Annotated in this window: 13 protein-coding genes; 10 read left to right on the plus strand and 3 right to left on the minus strand. The window is 70.6% G+C overall.

The window, feature by feature from the left end; genetic code table 11:
* Window positions 1-7: 7 nt before the first annotated feature.
* The gene (gene kdpF, locus J0695_RS06700; protein ID WP_175264873.1) at window positions 8-97 is read right to left on the minus strand and encodes a K(+)-transporting ATPase subunit F; all 90 of its coding nucleotides are present in this window, start codon (window positions 95-97) and stop codon (window positions 8-10) included.
* 375 nt (window positions 98-472) lie between these two features.
* Here kdpF and J0695_RS06705 point away from each other — a divergent pair, with 375 nt between their 5' ends.
* On the plus strand, window positions 473-1033 hold the full coding sequence (locus tag J0695_RS06705) for a hypothetical protein (protein ID WP_242552299.1): 561 nt from the start codon (window positions 473-475) through the stop codon (window positions 1031-1033).
* A gap of 120 nt (window positions 1034-1153) precedes the next feature.
* Complete coding sequence (locus J0695_RS06710; RefSeq protein ID WP_206960912.1) at window positions 1154-1405, plus strand: hypothetical protein; 252 nt, start codon at window positions 1154-1156, stop codon at window positions 1403-1405.
* Here J0695_RS06710 and J0695_RS06715 read toward each other — a convergent pair.
* Window positions 1381-2148 carry a sirohydrochlorin chelatase gene (locus J0695_RS06715; RefSeq protein WP_206960913.1) on the minus strand — a complete coding sequence of 256 codons (768 nt, stop codon included), beginning with the start codon at window positions 2146-2148 and terminating at the stop codon, window positions 1381-1383. The two genes, J0695_RS06710 and J0695_RS06715, sit on opposite strands and share 25 nt — an antisense overlap.
* Window positions 2149-2374: 226 nt before the next feature.
* Here J0695_RS06715 and nirB point away from each other — a divergent pair, with 226 nt between their 5' ends.
* From nirB to J0695_RS06745, 6 genes are all read left to right on the plus strand, one after another.
* On the plus strand, window positions 2375-5140 hold the full coding sequence (gene nirB / locus J0695_RS06720) for a nitrite reductase large subunit NirB (RefSeq protein WP_206960914.1): 2766 nt from the start codon (window positions 2375-2377) through the stop codon (window positions 5138-5140).
* 134 nt (window positions 5141-5274) lie between these two features.
* Window positions 5275-6699 (plus strand): NarK family nitrate/nitrite MFS transporter, encoded by a 1425-nt coding sequence (locus J0695_RS06725; protein ID WP_206960915.1) that lies wholly within the window; start codon window positions 5275-5277, stop codon window positions 6697-6699.
* Between the two features lie 70 nt (window positions 6700-6769).
* Complete coding sequence (locus J0695_RS06730; RefSeq protein WP_206960916.1) at window positions 6770-7372, plus strand: chemotaxis protein CheB; 603 nt, start codon at window positions 6770-6772, stop codon at window positions 7370-7372.
* Window positions 7369-9237, plus strand: coding sequence for a CheR family methyltransferase (locus J0695_RS06735; RefSeq protein ID WP_206960917.1), 1869 nt, complete (start codon window positions 7369-7371; stop codon window positions 9235-9237). The genes J0695_RS06730 and J0695_RS06735 overlap by 4 nt, the downstream gene beginning before the upstream one ends.
* A gap of 23 nt (window positions 9238-9260) precedes the next feature.
* The gene (locus J0695_RS06740; protein ID WP_206960918.1) at window positions 9261-10127 is read left to right on the plus strand and encodes a GAF domain-containing protein; all 867 of its coding nucleotides are present in this window, start codon (window positions 9261-9263) and stop codon (window positions 10125-10127) included.
* A 17-nt stretch (window positions 10128-10144) separates the two neighbouring features.
* Entirely contained in the window at window positions 10145-10873 is a 729-nt protein-coding gene (locus tag J0695_RS06745) for a GAF and ANTAR domain-containing protein (protein WP_206960919.1), read from the plus strand.
* Here J0695_RS06745 and J0695_RS06750 read toward each other — a convergent pair.
* Window positions 10870-13173 carry an ATP-binding protein gene (locus J0695_RS06750; RefSeq protein WP_206960920.1) on the minus strand — a complete coding sequence of 768 codons (2304 nt, stop codon included), beginning with the start codon at window positions 13171-13173 and terminating at the stop codon, window positions 10870-10872. The genes J0695_RS06745 and J0695_RS06750 overlap by 4 nt on opposite strands.
* A 212-nt stretch (window positions 13174-13385) precedes the next feature.
* Between J0695_RS06750 and J0695_RS06755 the strand changes: the two genes are divergently transcribed.
* On the plus strand, window positions 13386-13859 hold the full coding sequence (locus tag J0695_RS06755) for an NADH-quinone oxidoreductase subunit B family protein (protein WP_206960921.1): 474 nt from the start codon (window positions 13386-13388) through the stop codon (window positions 13857-13859).
* Complete coding sequence (locus J0695_RS06760; protein WP_307798458.1) at window positions 13856-15781, plus strand: proton-conducting transporter transmembrane domain-containing protein; 1926 nt, start codon at window positions 13856-13858, stop codon at window positions 15779-15781. The genes J0695_RS06755 and J0695_RS06760 overlap by 4 nt, the downstream gene beginning before the upstream one ends.
* The last annotated feature ends 267 nt before the right edge of the window (window positions 15782-16048 follow it).

The following is a 16048-nucleotide window of genomic DNA, read 5'->3' on the forward strand; positions in this document are numbered from 1 at the left end:
TCGGGGCTCAGAACCTCTCCGGGTACACGAGGGCGAGGACGAGGTAACCCAGCAGGGCGACGGCCACAACGAGGCCGACGATGTTCTCGGCAGTCACAGCTTTGCCACCCCCTTGGCGATGAGCGCCACCAGCGCGAAGACCGCGATCGTGATGACGACGAAGGCCAGGTCGGCCATCGTGAGCTCCTGAAGAAGTGCGGATGTGAACGGACACCTTGAGGAAACCGCCTCATACGACTTTTGCGCGTTCCGTTGACGGCCCCCTTACGGCCAGGGGTGCCGCCTTGACGCGACTCTTACGCGGAGGGCTCCCGGGCCCCTGCCGGAAGGGACAGCGCAGGCCGCCGCGCCACGGCCCGATCACGGTGGTGTCAGGGAGCCGTATGACCCGCGACAAGAAGGGCCGGTGGCGCATCAGCAAGCCGTCAAGGCAGGGTGCCGGCCGCATCGGGGCCGCCTACCGTCCCGGTACATGGGACGACGGACCACCCGCATCGCGGCGGGGAACAGCGCAGCTCCACGGCCCGCGGCCGGCCCGGTGGTCCACGACGCCGGCTGGGCGGGCGACGCCCGTGCGGCGGTCGGCTGCGCGGTGCTGCTGCTCGTGCTGCTGCTGGCCATAGACACCGGCGCGGGCACGCTCAGCGTTCCGCGCGGCGCCCTGTGGACCGGTCTGGCCGCCCTGCTGTTCGCCGTGCTCTGGCCTGCCCGGGTGTCGGTGAGCCGGGGTCGTCTGGTGTCGCGCGGTCTGCTGAGCCGGTCCGGGGTACGTACCGACCGGCTGGTGTCGGTCCGCTGGTCCGACGGCGTCGCCCAGCGCCTGGTCCTGCGGGACGCCGACGGCAACCGGGCAGAGATCGACCCGAAGGTCCTGGTCGCCAATCCCCCGCTGTGGCGCGTACTGGACGACGACTCCCGCACCAGCGCCGACCGCGGCTCGCTGCGCTGCGGAGAGACGGCGCTGCGGCAGATCGCGGCGCGCGTCGACCGCGAGACGGCCCGCACGGTGTTCAGGATCTCCGGCCTCGAGTAGCCACCGCCGTCGAGTGTCCGCGCGACACTCTCGGCCGACGGTGCGAGATGCATCACTTTCAGGACTTTGGTCCCATTCACCCCTGCCATACGTCCCGGTCTGTGCTGTCTACTGGGCCGCATGCCTCAGCACGTCTCGATCGTTCAGCAGGTAGGCCTGGCCGTCCTCCTCCTGGCGACCGTGGCCTGGATCATCGGCCTGGTCCGCATCCTGCGCCGGGACCGCTTCGCGGTCTCGGTCTGGCGCACCAGGCAGCCGCTGCGCACCGTTCCCGTACAGCGCGGGCACTCCGGTGAGCGGGTAGAACTCACGCCCGCCGAGCGGGATGCCTTCGCCGGTCTGGTGCGTCAGCTGGCCGAAGACCGCTCGTAACACCGCGTAAGGGCAAGGGAGTTCAGCGCGGAGTCGTACCGGGCGACCACGACGCGGGCGATCCGCGGGTGGTCGGCGATCGGCCCGCTCACGGCCCAGGCGCCGGACTGCGCGAGCGCGTCCGTGAAGCGGCCGGGCGCGAGCAGATGCGTGGCGACAGCGATGCGCCGGTGGCCTGCGGCGCGCAGCTGGGCGATCGCCAGGGGCACGGTCGGCTCGGCGGCGGAGCAGTACGCGGGCCGTACGGGGACGGACCCGCGCTCGGCGTGGAGAAGCGTCCGCAGCTGCCGTACGGCGGCCTTCGCACCGTCCTTTCCTCCCGGCCTCGACGACCCGGCCGCGGCGAGGACGACCGCGTCGGCGCGTGCCCCGGCCCGGCACTCGGCCTCGCGCAGCCGCCCGTAGAGGGCGAGGGCGACATCCTGCTCGCCGCTGAGCCCTTCGGTCAGTACGCAGTCGATACCGCTCCCTGCGGCTTCGACCACGGCGGGGATGTCCACGGTCCGGTGGAATCCGTCCCCGAGCAGCAGCGGCACGACGACGGCCCGGGTGTGCCCTGAGCCGGCGACCCGGCCGAGCGCGGTGGCGAGCGAGGGCCCCTGGTGGTCGAGGTGGCCTACCACGGGCCTGACATCGCGCAGCCCTTCGACGTTACGGGTGAGCCGTCCCACGGTGGCGGCCGCCGCGGGGGCGGCGCTGCCGTGGACGGCGAGTACCAGTGCGGGCGGATCGGGGTTGAGCACGGCCGACTCCTGGGGTGCGGAAGCAGTGGAGCGGGCCGCCGCCTGTCGGGGAGCAGTCCACCCTTCGACGCTACGCGGGCGGCGGACGCGCCGAGGGCTCCGGACGCCCCCTCCCGCAGGGCCACAGGTCCTGTGCACAGGGGTCCTTCACCGGCCGGGTTCCGCTTCCCGTACGCCTAACGTCGGAGGCCGGGACCCATATCGACCGACGACGGAGCGTGCCCCCATGGTCCAGACCCTTGTGCTGATCGGCCACGGAATGGTGGGGCAGCGCCTCCTCGAAGCCCTGGCCGAGCGCGGCGCGCTCATCGATCCTGCCGCCCCCGGCGGGCCCGGCTGGGAGGTCGTCGTCCTCGCCGAGGAGGACCGCCCCGCGTACGACCGCGTGCACCTCTCCTCCGCCTTCACCGGCACCGACCCCGGCGAACTCGCCCTCGCCGCACCGGGGTTCATGGAGGAGCACGGCATCGACCTCCGGCTCGGCGATCCCGCCGAGACCGTCGACCGCGGAGCCCGTACCGTCACCACCACCTCGGGTGCCACCGTCGCGTACGACGCGCTGGTCGTCGCCACCGGCTCGTACCCCTTCGTGCCGCCGGTCCCCGGCGCCGACGCCCGGGGCTGCTTCACCTACCGGACGCTGTACGACGTCGAGGCGCTCACCTCCTACTCCGCGGACGAGGACCGCCGCACCGGCATCGTCGTCGGCGGCGGCCTCCTCGGCCTCGAAGCCGCGGGCGCCCTGCGCACCCTCGGGCTGAAGACCCACGTGGTGGAGTTCGCGCCGCGCCTGATGCCGCTGCAGGTCGACGACGGCGGCGCGGCCGCGCTCCGCGCGACCATCGAGTCGATGGGCGTCGCCGTGCACACCGGAGTCGGTGCGCAGGAGGTCGACCTCGACAGCGCCGGAGCGGCCCGTGGGCTGCGGCTCAACAACGGTGAGCACATCGAGGCGGATCTGGTCGTCTTCTCCGCGGGCGTACGGCCCCGCGACCGCCTCGCGCGCGAGTGCGGACTCGCGGTGGGCGACCGGGGCGGGGTGGTCGTCGACGCGCACTGCCGCACCAGCGACCCGTACATCTACGCCATCGGCGAGTGCGCGCAGACCGTCGACGGACGGGTCTACGGGCTGGTCGCGCCCGGCTACCAGATGGCCGAAGTGGCCGCCGAATCCCTGGCGGGCGCGGGCGCGTTGACGTTCACGGGCGCGGACACCTCCACCAAACTGAAGCTGATGGGCGCCGACGTGGCGTCCTTCGGCGACCCCTTCGCCGAAGCGGACCAGACCTCGGGAGCCGTCGCGGTCGTCTTCTCCGACGAGCGCGAGGGCGTCTACAAGAAGCTGCTGCTCGGCCCGGACGGTGCGCTGCTCGGCGGGATCCTGGTCGGCGACGCGGATGCGTACGGCTCGCTGAAGCCGCACGCGGGCCGCCAACTCCCGGGTCCTGCCGAGGCGTACGTGCTGCCCGCGAACGGCGCCGAAGTGCCGGGCGCCGACTCGCTCCCCGACGACGCCGTGCTCTGCAGCTGCCACAACGTGACCAAGGGCGCGGTACGGGCGGCCGTCGCCGAGAACGGGCTCACCGACCTCGGCGGCATCAAGAAGTGCACCAAGGCCGGCACCGGCTGCGGCGGCTGCGCCGGCACCCTGCAGGCGGTGCTCGACGCGGAGCTCCTGGCCGCCGGGATCGAGAAGCCCAAGGGCCTGTGCGAGCACTTCGCCCTGTCCCGGTCGGAGATCTATGCCGCCGTACGCGACGAGCGCATCCGCTCCTTCACCGAACTCCTGGAGAAGTACGGCAGCGGCGAGGGCTGCGCCGTCTGCAAGCCCGTCGTCGGCAATGTGCTCGGCACGCTCGGCCCCGAGCTCGGTCTGACCCACATCCTCGACGGCGAGCAGGCCACGCTGCAGGACTCCAACGACCTCTATCTCGCCAACCTCCAGAAGGACGGCACCTATTCGGTCGTCCCGCGCATCCCCGGCGGTGAGATCTCCCCCGAGTCGCTGATCGTGATCGGCGAGGTCGCGCGCGACTACGGCCTCTACACCAAGATCACCGGCGGCCAGCGGATCGATCTGTTCGGCGCCCGCGCCGCACAACTGCCGGACATCTGGCGGCGGTTGGTCGATGCGGGCATGGAGTCGGGGCATGCGTACGGCAAGTCGCTCCGTACGGTGAAGTCCTGCGTCGGGTCGAAGTTCTGCCGCTTCGGCCAGGGCGACTCGGTCCAGCTCGCGATCGACATCGAGCTGCGCTACCGCGGGCTCAGGTCCCCGCACAAGGTCAAGGGCGGCGTCTCGGGCTGTCTGCGCGAGTGCGCCGAGGCGCGCGGCAAGGACATCGGGGTCATCGCGACGGCCAACGGCTGGAACCTGTACGTGTGCGGGAACGGCGGCACCACCCCGCGCCACGCCGAGCTGCTCGCCGCCGACCTGGACGCGGCCGCGCTCTTCCGGCTGATGGACCGCTTCCTCATGTACTACGTACGCACGGCGGAGCGCCTGGAGCGCACCTCGGCGTGGCTGGAGCGGACAGGGGGCGGCATGGAACACCTCAGGTCCGTACTGATCGAGGACTCGCTGGGACTCTGCGCCGATCTTGAGGCGCAGATGGACCGCCATGTCGCCGCGTACCAGGACGAGTGGGCGGCCGTCCTGGCGGACCCGGAGAAGCTGCGCCGCTTCGCGCCGTTCACTTCCGCACCGGACGACGGGGTCTCCTTCACGGAAGACCTGGAGCCGGGCCGCGGGCGGGCCGCCGTGCTGCCCGACGGCTCCGCGGCGGCCCTCTTCAAGGACCGCGAGGGGCGGGTGTACGCGGTGGGCAACCGGGACCCGTACTCGGGCGCCGATGTCATCGCCGACGGGATCATGGGCTCCCTGGACGGGGCCCCGGTCGTCGCCTCCCCCATGCACAAGCAGGTCTTCGACCTCCGTACCGGCGTCAGCGTGGACGACCCCGACGTGGCGCTCACGGTCCATGAGCTGTGAGCCGGGTCCCGAACGTCCGGCGGACGAGGGGACCTAGGCCACCGGGAGAGCCGACCAACGCCTCTGATCTCTCCCTTATGTCCCCGTCCACCCTGGGAGAGCAAGGATCTTCTCCTCACCATCAGGACGATGCCATGAGCCCAGCCGTACAGGAAGCGACCGCCGCCACCGGACAGTCGAACGACCTCGACCCCGACCAGTACAGGCCGGGCCGAACGATCACCGACTGGGAGCCGGAGAACGAACTCTTCTGGCAGTCGCACGGCAGGCGCGTCGCGCTGCGCAACCTCTGGATCGCCGTCCCGGCCCTGCTGGTCGCCTTCGTGGTGTGGCAGGTCTGGAGCGTCACCGCCACGAACCTCACGGACGTCGGCTTCGGCTTCTCCACCTCGCAGCTCTTCTGGCTGACCGCGATCCCCGGTCTGACCGGCGGCACGGCCCGGATCTTCTACACCTTCCTCGGCCCGAAGATCGGCCAGCGGACCTTCACCGCGCTCTCCACGATCGTGCTGATCGTCCCGCTGATCTGGCTGGGCTTCGCGATCCAGGACACCTCCACTCCGTACAGCGTGATGGCGATGATCGCCGCGCTCTGTGGCATCGGCGGCGCGAACTTCTCCTCCTCGCTCGCCAACATCGGCTTCTTCTTCCCCAAGCGCGAGAAGGGCAACGCCACCGGCATCAACGGCGGCCTCGGCAACCTCGGCGTCTCCGTCGTCCAGCTGCTCACCCCGATCGTCATCACCAGCTCGGTGATCGCCATCGGCTCGGGCCAGCACAACGCCAAGACCGGCAACGAGGTCTACCTCCAGAACGCCGCGTTCCTCTGGGTCCCCGTCCTGATCATCCTGGCGGCCTGCGCCTGGTTCGGCCAGAACAACCTCAAGACGGCATCCACCTCCTTCGCCCAGCAGAAGATCATCTTCAAGCGCAAGCACAACTGGCTGATGACCTGGCTGTACGTGGGGACCTTCGGCTCCTTCATCGGCTTCGCCGCGGCCCTGCCGATGCTGATCAAGACCACCTTCCCTGACTACCCGGTGGCCACATACGCCTGGATGGGCCCTGCCCTCGGCGCGCTCGCCCGCTGGGCGGGCGGCTGGGTCGCCGACAAGCTGGGTGGCGCCCGCGTCACGCTCCTGTCGTTCGTCGGCATGGCGGCCTCCATCATCGGCGTCATCAACTTCCTGCCCACCGGCGGCGGTTCGGGCAATTTCTGGGGATTCTTCCTCTGCTTCCTGTCGGCGTTCTTCTTCTCGGGCATCGGCAACGGCTCGACGTTCCGTCAGATCCCGGTGATTTTCCGCAACCAGCACCTCAAGGGCCTGACGGAGGGCACCCCGGAGTACGCGAAGGCGCTGAAGCAGACGGAGATGGAGTCCGGCGCGGTCACCGGGTTCACCGCCGCCATCGCGGCATACGGCTTCTTCTTCATCCCCGCTCTTTTCGCCAACTTCGCGGTGACCAGCGCGATGTGGGGCTTCGTGGGCTTCTATGTGAGCTGCATGGCCGTGACTTGGTGGTTCTACGCGCGGCGCGGCGCGGCGTCCCCCAGCTGACCGACCGCCCTCTCCCCCTACGGCCGCCCGGCTCTGAGCCGGGCGGCCGTAGGGCCTATAGGCTCAATTCGTGACGTCTGATCAGCACACACAGGAGCAATACGCCGTCCTCGCCGTCGCCTCCTCGGCCGGGGGCATCAGGGCGCTCGGGGTGCTGCTCGGCGCCCTCGACGCGGAGCTGCCGGTGCCGGTGCTGATCGTGCAGCATCTCGACCGGCGCCACCGGACCTTCATCGCCGAAGTCCTCTCCCGCCGGTCGGCGCTCCCCGTCACACTGGCCGGGGACCACGAGAGGATCGAGGCGGGCAAGGTCTACGTGGCGCCGCCCGACCACCATCTGCTCGTCGCCCCCGACGGGGTCCTGTCCTTGTCGCACACCGATCCCGTCCATTTCGTACGCCCCTCCGCAGACCTCCTTTTCGAGTCGGTCGCCGCCGCGTACGGGCCCCGCGCCATCGCCTGCGTACTCACCGGTACGGGGGTCGACGGCGCACAGGGTGCGGACACGGTGAAGTCGCGCGGCGGGACGGTGATCGCGCAGGAGCCGCTGACAGCGGAATTCAAGGGAATGCCGCAAGCCGCAGTGGCCACGGGGGCCGTCGACTTCGTGCTACCACTTGAGGACATCGCCGCGGCGATCCGCGGACTGGTCGACAACAAGAGGCACTCATGAACGACCCGGCCGGCACCGCGACCGATCAGGAGCTTGAGGAGCTGCTGGGCTTCCTCCGGGATGCGCGCGGCTTCGACTTCACGGGCTACAAGCGCTCCACTCTCGGCCGGCGCATCCGCAGGCGGATGAACGAGGCCGGGGCCCAGGGCTTCGCGGACTACCGCGACCGTCTTGAGACCGATGCGGAGGAGTTCCGCACCCTCTTCAACTCGATCCTCATCAACGTCACTTCGATCTTCCGGGACGCGGACGCCTGGACACTCCTGCGGCGCGAGGTGGTGCCCGAGGTAGTCGCCAGAGCCGGCGAGGACAACGAGATCCGGGTGTGGAGCGCGGGCTGCTCCAGCGGCGAGGAGGCGTTCTCGCTGGCCATCATGTTCGCGGAGGTGCTGGGGATCGAGGCGTATCTGGAGCGCGTGAAGATCTACGCGACGGACGTGGACGAGGAGGCGCTGCGCGACGCCCGTGCCGGGCAGTACACAGCGAAGGCCCTGGAGCCGCTCTCCGCCGAACTGCGCGACAAGTACTTCACCCCGACCGGCTCGACGTACACCTTCCGCGCCGAGCTCCGCCGCCGGGTGGTCTTCGGCCGGCACGACATCACCCGCGACGCACCGATCTCCCGGCTCGACCTCCTGGTCTGCCGCAACACCCTGATGTACTTCAACGTCGAGGCACAGACGCACATCGTCGACCGCTTCCACTTCGCCCTGCGTGAGGGCGGCTATCTCTTCCTCGGCAAGGCCGAGATGCTGCTCAACGACGCGGAGCGGTTCGATTCGGTCAGCATCCGCCAGCGCATCTTCCGGCGCAGGCCCGGCGGAGGCACGCTGCCGCACCCCGCATCCCGGCCGAAGATCGGCACCGGCGTCGGGGCGGAGCCGAAGACGGTCGCGCACACCCGTCAGCTGCGTGATCTGATCCTCGATGCGGCTCCCGGCGCCATGATCGCCGTGGACGAGGACGGCATCATCGTGATGATCAACAGTCAGGCACGCTCCCGGTTCGGGCTCACCGGCCACGATGTGGGCCGCCCGCTCCAGGATCTGGAGGTCTCCTACCGGCCCGTCGACCTCCGTTCGCTGATCGAGCAGGCCGCGGACGAGCGCCGTGCCGTGCGGATGAGTGGCACCGAGCGGCACACCGACCGCGACGACACGCAGTACTTCGACGTCCTGGTGCAGCCGGTACTCGGCGGCCACAGCAGCCCGGTCGCCATCAGCATCACCTTCACCGATGTCACGCACGCCACACTGCTCCGGGCCGAGGTCAAGCGCGTACGGGAGGATCTGGAAACGGCGTACGAGGTGCTCCAGTCGACCAACGAGGAGCTGGAGGCGACCAACGAAGAACTCCAGTCCAGCATCGAGGAGCTGGAGACGACCAACGAAGAACTCCAGTCGACCAACGAGGAGCTGGAGACGACCAACGAGGAACTCCAGTCGGGGCACGAAGAGCTGGAGGCCATGAACGACGAGATGCGCATCCGCACCTCGGATCTCGACGAGGCCAGGGCGTTCCTGGAAGGGGTGGTGAGCAGTGTCGCGGCGGGCGTGGTGGTGCTGTCCGGCACCCTGAAGGTACGCAGCTGGAACCCGGGTGCCACCGATCTGTGGGGGCTGCGCTCCGAGGAGGTGCTCAATGAGGATTTCCTCGGGCTGGATTTCGGGCTGCCGACGGCTCAGCTGAACGTGGTCATCCAGGAGTGCATCGTCTCAGGCAAGCGCGAGGGGCCTGTGGTGATTCCCGCCGTCAACCGCATCGGACGGACCATCGACTGCGCGGTCACCTGCTCGCCCTTCGACGGTCATCACGGAGGGGTTGTCCTGCTTATGGAGGACTTGGCAGGAAAGAGCACCGACTGACGTTTCCGCCGTATCCTCTGAACATGGCCGCGAAGCAAGGGAGTTCGGGACAGGCGACCGGGCGGGCCGGCAGCGCCTGGCTGCATGCTGCCCGGGCGGGCCGGCGGGCCGTGCAGCAGGGCATTCTGGCGGATCAGCACGAGCGGCTGGCCGCACTGACGGCAGACCGGCGGACGTTCCACGAGTCGATGGCGTCGATACATCGCGGTACCGAGAGGCGCCACCTCGCCGCGGCACAACTGCACGACGCGCGCGCCCGCCGCATGAGCGACTGGCCCCAGGACCGCGCCGCGCCGCCCCTGGGCCTTGCCGAGGTCGCCGAGACCTGCGAGACCCCCAGTGCGGCACTCGCCCTGATCGGCGCCGACCACCGCCAGCTCGCGGTCTCGTCTTCGGACCAACTCTCCCGTTCCGCGCTGGACTTGGAGTACATCCTGGGTCTCGGACCCGCCACGGACGCGGCGAAGTGGATCTGCACGGTGTCCGCGTCCGGGCCGGCCGTCGACGGCCTCTGGCCCGGTTACGGATCCGAGCTCGCCGCACTGGGTGCGCTCTCGGTCATCGCCGTGCCGCTGACGTCCGAGGGCATCTGCATCGGTACGCTCGCCGTCTTCGACCCTCCTCCCGACCTCGCCGGCTCCGGGATCCTCGCCTGGGTCGCGGACGCCCTGACCGACGGACTGCAGCTCGGTCCCGACGCAAATCCGGAGCTGTACGAGACGGCCGACCTACGGCCCGTCGTGAACCAGGCCGCCGGGTTACTGTCCGAGCGGATCCCCTGCCCGATCGGAGACGCACTGTCGCTCATCAGGGCACGGGCCTATGCCGAAGCCACCTCACCCGAAACGATCGCCCGGCGGATCGTCTCCGGCGAACTGAAGATCAACTGAATCGAGGGGAAGCCCCCATGTCCACGCCGGATATGCGGCTGGCCGACGCGTTCGTAGCGCTGGCCGGCACGCCGGACGACTCGTACGACGTCGCACGTCATCTCAGCGTGCTCACGGGACACAGCGTGGCTCTGCTCGGGGTCGGCGCCGTCGGGGCAGTGCTCCGCGCCGGCGATCAGGGTGCCGTCCGCGTTTCCGCTTCCGATCCGCGTGTCACACAGCTGGAGACGGGCGCGGTCGACCGGTGCGAGGGGCCCGGTCACGACTGCTGTCGCACCGGAGCACTGCCCGAGACCGTGCTTGACACGGCGCCAGCCCATCAGCGGTGGCCGCACTACACGCCGCGGGCGCTTGCCCTCGGCTACACCCGGGTCGCCGCACTGCCGCTGACGGTGCGCGAGGAGACAGTCGGCGCTCTCGTACTGCTCCATTCCCGGAGCACCCCGCTGACGCCGGTCGAACTGGCCCTGGGCCGCTCGCTCGCCACGGCCGCCGCGACAGCACTCGTACGGGAACGTGAACTGACCCGGAGCCGGGTCCTCACCTCCCAGTTGGAGCTGGCGCTGACCAGCAGGATCGTCATCGAACAAGCCAAGGGAGTGCTCGCGAACCGTATGACACTCTCCATGGACCAGGCTTTCGACGTCCTGCGCAGCCATGCGCGGTCACACCGGGTCAAACTCGCCGACGTGGCGCTGGACGTGGTGGAGGGGCGGCTCAACATCGCGGATCCGCACGCCGCCTAGGAAGAAGGGCTTCCCTCCGCGAGCGCCGCGATCTGCACGCGGGAGGAGAAGCCGAGCTTGGCCAGTATGTGCTCGACGTGCGCGTCGGCCGTGCGCTTGGAGATGACGAGCCGCTCCGAGATCTCCCGGTTGGTCATGCCCTGGGCGACCAGGGCGGCGACCTCGCGCTCGCGCCGGGTGAGGTTGTCCGCCGATGCGGTGTCCGATGCCTGGGGCAGCGCTGCCGTCGGGGTCGCGGCGCCCGCCAATGCCAGCTCGACGGCGCGGTCCAGGGGGAGTTCGGCGCCCTGGGCGAAGAGGCGTGCGTACTCCTGATCGCCCAGCTCGGTCCGTACGGCGGTCTCGATACGGGTGTGGTCGTCGAGGTACATCGCGACGCCCACCATCGGTGATCCGACATTGCGCCACAGCGCTCCGGCCGCGCCGAGCAGCCAGGCCGCGGTGCTCGGGCGGCCCAGCTCCGCCGCACCCCACGCCATGAGCTCCATGCTGTTGGCCGCGCCGAAGAGCTCGCGGACCTCGCGGCTCGTGGTGAGCCCGGCCCTGGCCAGCCCGATGCACTCGGCCGGCTCGCCGCGCGTCCAGGCCGCCATGGCCTCGAAGATCAGGATCTGACCGCTGGCGAGACACTCGCCGGAGTCCTCGCCGATCAGCAGGCGTGCCTTCGCGGCCTCGAAGACCGCCGCTTCGGGCTCACGCAGCAGCGCGTGCATGTACGCCTTCTGGTAGCGGTAGATGAGCAGGTACTTGCGGTCGTCGAGGCGGGTGAGGAGGTCCAGGGCCTCGGACATCATCACCGACCCCGCCCCCGCGTCGCCGAAGAGCCAGGTGACCGCGCCGACGTACGCCGTCGCCAGCGCGAAGTCCCCTTCGACACCGGCCTGCAGAGCGACCTTCCTGGTCTCCTCGAAGTCCGCGAGCGCCGACTCCAGATCCCCCTGGGTGAGCGCGACGAGGCCGCCCCAGAGCAGCGCGGCCGAGCGCTCCGCGCAGGCTGCGGGCTCCGCGTCGAGCCCCTTGCCGAGCCAGTAGCGGCCTTCCTTGGAGAGCCCTGCCGTGATCCAGAAGGGCCAGAGCAAGGCAGCCATCAGCAGGGCGGGTCTGATGCCGTCGGGGCGGGAGAGCGAGTAGTCGAGTGCGCTGCGCAGATCGGCCACGTCCTGGGTCAACTGCCAGTACAGCGGCACCTGTTCGGCGGTGAGAATCATGTCCTGGAAGTGCAGGACGCGTGCCAGGAAGTGGTCCCTGTGCAAGCGGCGGCAGCGCTCCTGCTCGCCCTCTGTCGCGGCGCACTGGTCGGATCCGTACTCCCTGATGGTGTCCAGGAGCCGGTAGTGCGAGCCGTCCTCGCTGTCGCGCAACACCACCGACTTGTCGACGAGCCCGATCAGATGCTCGATGATCTCGTCGCGCGGCAGGCCCTCGCCGGAGCAGACCTCCTCGACGGCCGTCAGGTCGAAGGAGCCCGCGAAGACGGAGAGGCGTGCCCATAGGAGGCGTTCCTCGGGCGAGCAGAGCTCATGGCTCCAGTCGATGGCGGTACGGAGCGTCTGGTGGCGCGGGAGGGCCGCGCTGCGCCGTCCGCCGGTGAGGACCCGGAAGCGGTGCTCCAGGCGGGCGGTCAGCTGGTCGAGGGGGATCGCCCGCAGTCGTACGGTCGCCAGCTCGATGGCCAGCGGGATGCCGTCGAGGCGGCGGCAGAGCGCCAGGACGTCGGCGCGGTTGCCCGCGTCGACGGTGAATCCGGGGACGACGGCGGCCGCGCGCTGGGCGAACAGGGCCTCGGCGTCGTCCTGCTGGAGCGGCTGGATGCCCAGGGTGTGCTCGCCGGGGACGTCGAGCGGCTGGCGGCTCGTGGCGAGGACGGTGACGCCCGGAGCCTCGCGCAGCAGGAGGTCGGCGAGGAGGGCACAGGCGTCGAGGAGGTGTTCGCAGGTGTCGACGACCAGCAGCAGGCGGCGCTCCTGGAGGTGCTCGATGACGATGTCGAGCAGCGGCCTGCCGGACTGCTCGGGCAGGCCGAGTGCGCCGGCGATGGTGTGCGGGAGCAGTTCGGGGTCGTGCAGGGCGGAGAGCTCGACGAGGACGACTCCGTCGGCGTATTCACCCTTGAGAGCGAGTGCGGTACGCAGCGCGAGTCTGCTCTTGCCGACGCCGCCGGGGCCGACGAGGGTGATGAGCCGGTTGCGGATCACCAGCTCGCGCACCTGGGCGAGTTCGGACGAGCGGCCCACGAAGCCGGTCACCTCGGCGGGAAGCTCGCCGGTGCGCCTGCTGTAGCCCAGTGCGCCTAGTGCCATTTCGCTCCCCGCGGTTCGCCGCCGTACGTGTCGCTGCTCTCAGCGTACGGGCTGCCGGGCAGATGGCGTCTGTGATCGCTCAAGCCAACTCGGCTCGCCCGGCGGCCGGATCACTGCTTCGGCGGCCGGCGAGGTCAAATCCCCATCAAGTAATGCTGAGGACTCCTGCAAGCCGCGTAACTCCGGGGGCTGCCGGGACGGTTGTGCCGGGCATGAATCTCCTGCGCAAGATCCGGACCACCGGGCGGGTGGCCGAGGACGCCCCGCCCCGGCCGCCTGCCGGTGACTTCCCCGACTTCGCCGGGTCGGTCCAGGTGCGCTGCGTGGACGCCGGTTCGTGCAACGGGTGCGAGATCGAGATCGCGGCCGCCTTCGGTCCTGTGTACGACGCCGAGCGGTACGGGGCGCGCCTGGTGGCCTCCCCGCGCCACGCGGATGTCGCCCTGGTGACCGGGCCCGTGACCCGCAACATGGCCGTGCCCCTGCGCCGTACCGTCGAGGCGATGCCCGAGCCGCGCGCCGTCGTGGCGATCGGCGACTGCGCGATCGGCTGCGGGGAGTTCGCCGGGGGGTACGGGGTCGAGGGCGCGGTCGCCGATGTGGTGGACGTGGACCTCTCCGTACCGGGCTGCCCGCCCCGGCCCGAGGCGGTCGTGGCGGCCCTGCGCACCGTGACCGGCCGGTGAACCGGCCGGGCGCGGCGGTCTGCTCGACCGTGACGGCTGCGGTCGGGGCGGCGGGACTCGTCGGCGGGGTCTCCGCCCTCGGCGGGAGTTCCTGGTCGGCGGAGGTGACCTGGCTGCTTCCGCTCGGCGGGGTGGAGCTGGCGCTCGACCCGCTGGGCGGGCTCTTCATGGCCGTCTCCGGGGCGGTGGCGCTCGCGGTCGCCGTGTACGGCATCGGGTGGCCGGGAACCTCGGCGGCCCTGCCGGGCTTCGCGCTCGCTCTGGTCCTGGTGCCCGCCGCGGCCTCCGTTTCGGCATTCCTGCTGCTGTGGGAGCTGATGGCGCTCACCTCGCTGCTCCTTGTGCTCACCGAGCACCGGGAGCGCCGGGCCGTTCGGGAAGCGGCTGTCTGGTACGCGGTGATGACCCAGCTCGGCTTCGTGCTGCTCCTCGCCGGGCTCGCGCTCTTCGCCTCCCGGGCGGGCGGGGAGAGCTTCGCGGCGCTGCGGGCCGGGGCGGACGGGGCACCTGGCGCGGTCAAGGGGGTGGTGTTCGTCCTCACCGCGGCGGCCTTCATGTCGAAGTCGGGCCTGGTGCCGCTGCACGGCTGGCTGCCGCGCGCGTACGGGGAGGCCCCGGGACCCGTGGCCGCGCTGATGAGCGCGGCGATGGTGAACATGGGCGTCTACGGCCTGGTGCGCGTCGGCTTCGACCTCCTCGGCGGCGGGCCCGCCTGGTGGTGGCTGCTGGTGGTCACGGCCGCCGGGGTGTCGGCGGTATACGGAATCCTGCAGGCGGCGATGGCCTCCGATCTCAAGCGGCTCCTCGCGTACTCGTCGACGGAGAACATGGGGCTCGCCCTCCTCGGGGTCGGCGCGGCCGGGCTCTTCGCCGCGGCCGGGGACCGGCAGCCGGCCGGGCTCGCGCTGGCCGCCGCCCTGCTCCATGTGGTCAACCACTCCGCTTTCAAGGGGCTGTTGTTCTGTGCGGCCGGGGCGGTGGTGCGTGCGACGGGCGGTGTACGGGACCTGGACGCGCTGGGCGGGCTGCGGGCCCGTATGCCGGTCACGGCGGGGTTCTTCGCGCTGGCCGCGCTGGGGGCGGTGGCGCTGCCGCCGGGCAACGGCTTCGTGAGCGAGTGGCTGCTGCTGCAGGCGCTGATCCACGGTTTCGCCGTGCCGGGGGTCGCCACCGCGATCGTGCTGCCGCTCGCCGTCGCCGTGATCGCGCTGTCGGCGGGTCTTGCGGCCGCCGTGTTCGTCAAGGCGCTCGGGGTCGGGTTCTTCGCCCGGCCGCGCAGCGCACAGGCGGCGGCCGCCGTGGAGAGCCCGCCGCAGCTGCTCGCCGGGATGGGGATCTTCGGCGCCGCGTGCGTCGGACTCGCCCTGGCGCCAGGGATGTTGAGCGACGGACTGAACCGGGCGGTGGCCGTGGTGGCCCCGGCGGGGGGACCGCTGAAGGGAGGCGGGGTGGACCTGGAACTGGAGTCGGTGTCGGCCGCCCTCTCGCCGGTGGCGGTGGTGTTCGCGCTCGCCTCGGTGCTGGTGGCGTGCGCCTGGACCGTACAGCTCCTCGCGCGGCGCCGACGCCGTACCCGCGCCAAGCTCTGGGACTGCGGCGGAGGCGCTCCGACACCGCGCATGGCCTACACGGCGACCTCGTTCGCCGAGCCCCTTCAGCGCGTCTTCGACCAGGTGCTCGCACCGGAACAGGACGTGGACGTGACCGCGGTGCCGGGCTCCGCCTATCTCGTGGAGCGCATCCGTTTCCGGCGGCGCGTGCCGGACCGGATCGAACACCGGTTGTACCAGCCGGTGCTGGATGCACTGGAACGAGCCGGTCGCTCATCCAGGCGGCTGGCGACCGGCAGCGTCCATCTCTATCTGGGGTACGGCTTCTTCGGCTTGATCACGCTGTTGGTGGCACTGGTGGTGGGCTGTTGAATCCTCCCCTGCCCGCGAGGGAGGGGATTCCTGGCTCACATCGGCCGCGGGCCCACGGCCCGTCAGCTCTTACACGATCAACACCAGCCGGGTTGAAACCAGCCCGGTTACATGAAGGTTTGGAAGGTACAGCTGTGCCAGCTTGGTTCTCGCTCAACACGGCGACGATCCTACCAGCCGGAGTTGGGGCGGTTGCCGCACAAGTGACCGTAGTCTCGCTGGGCGCACCGCTGCTCACCGGGCTGATGCGGCAGGTACGGGCCCGCC

Source organism: Streptomyces beijiangensis, from assembly GCF_017315755.1.
In the GTDB taxonomy this organism is placed as follows: Bacteria; Actinomycetota; Actinomycetes; order Streptomycetales; family Streptomycetaceae; genus Streptomyces; species Streptomyces beijiangensis.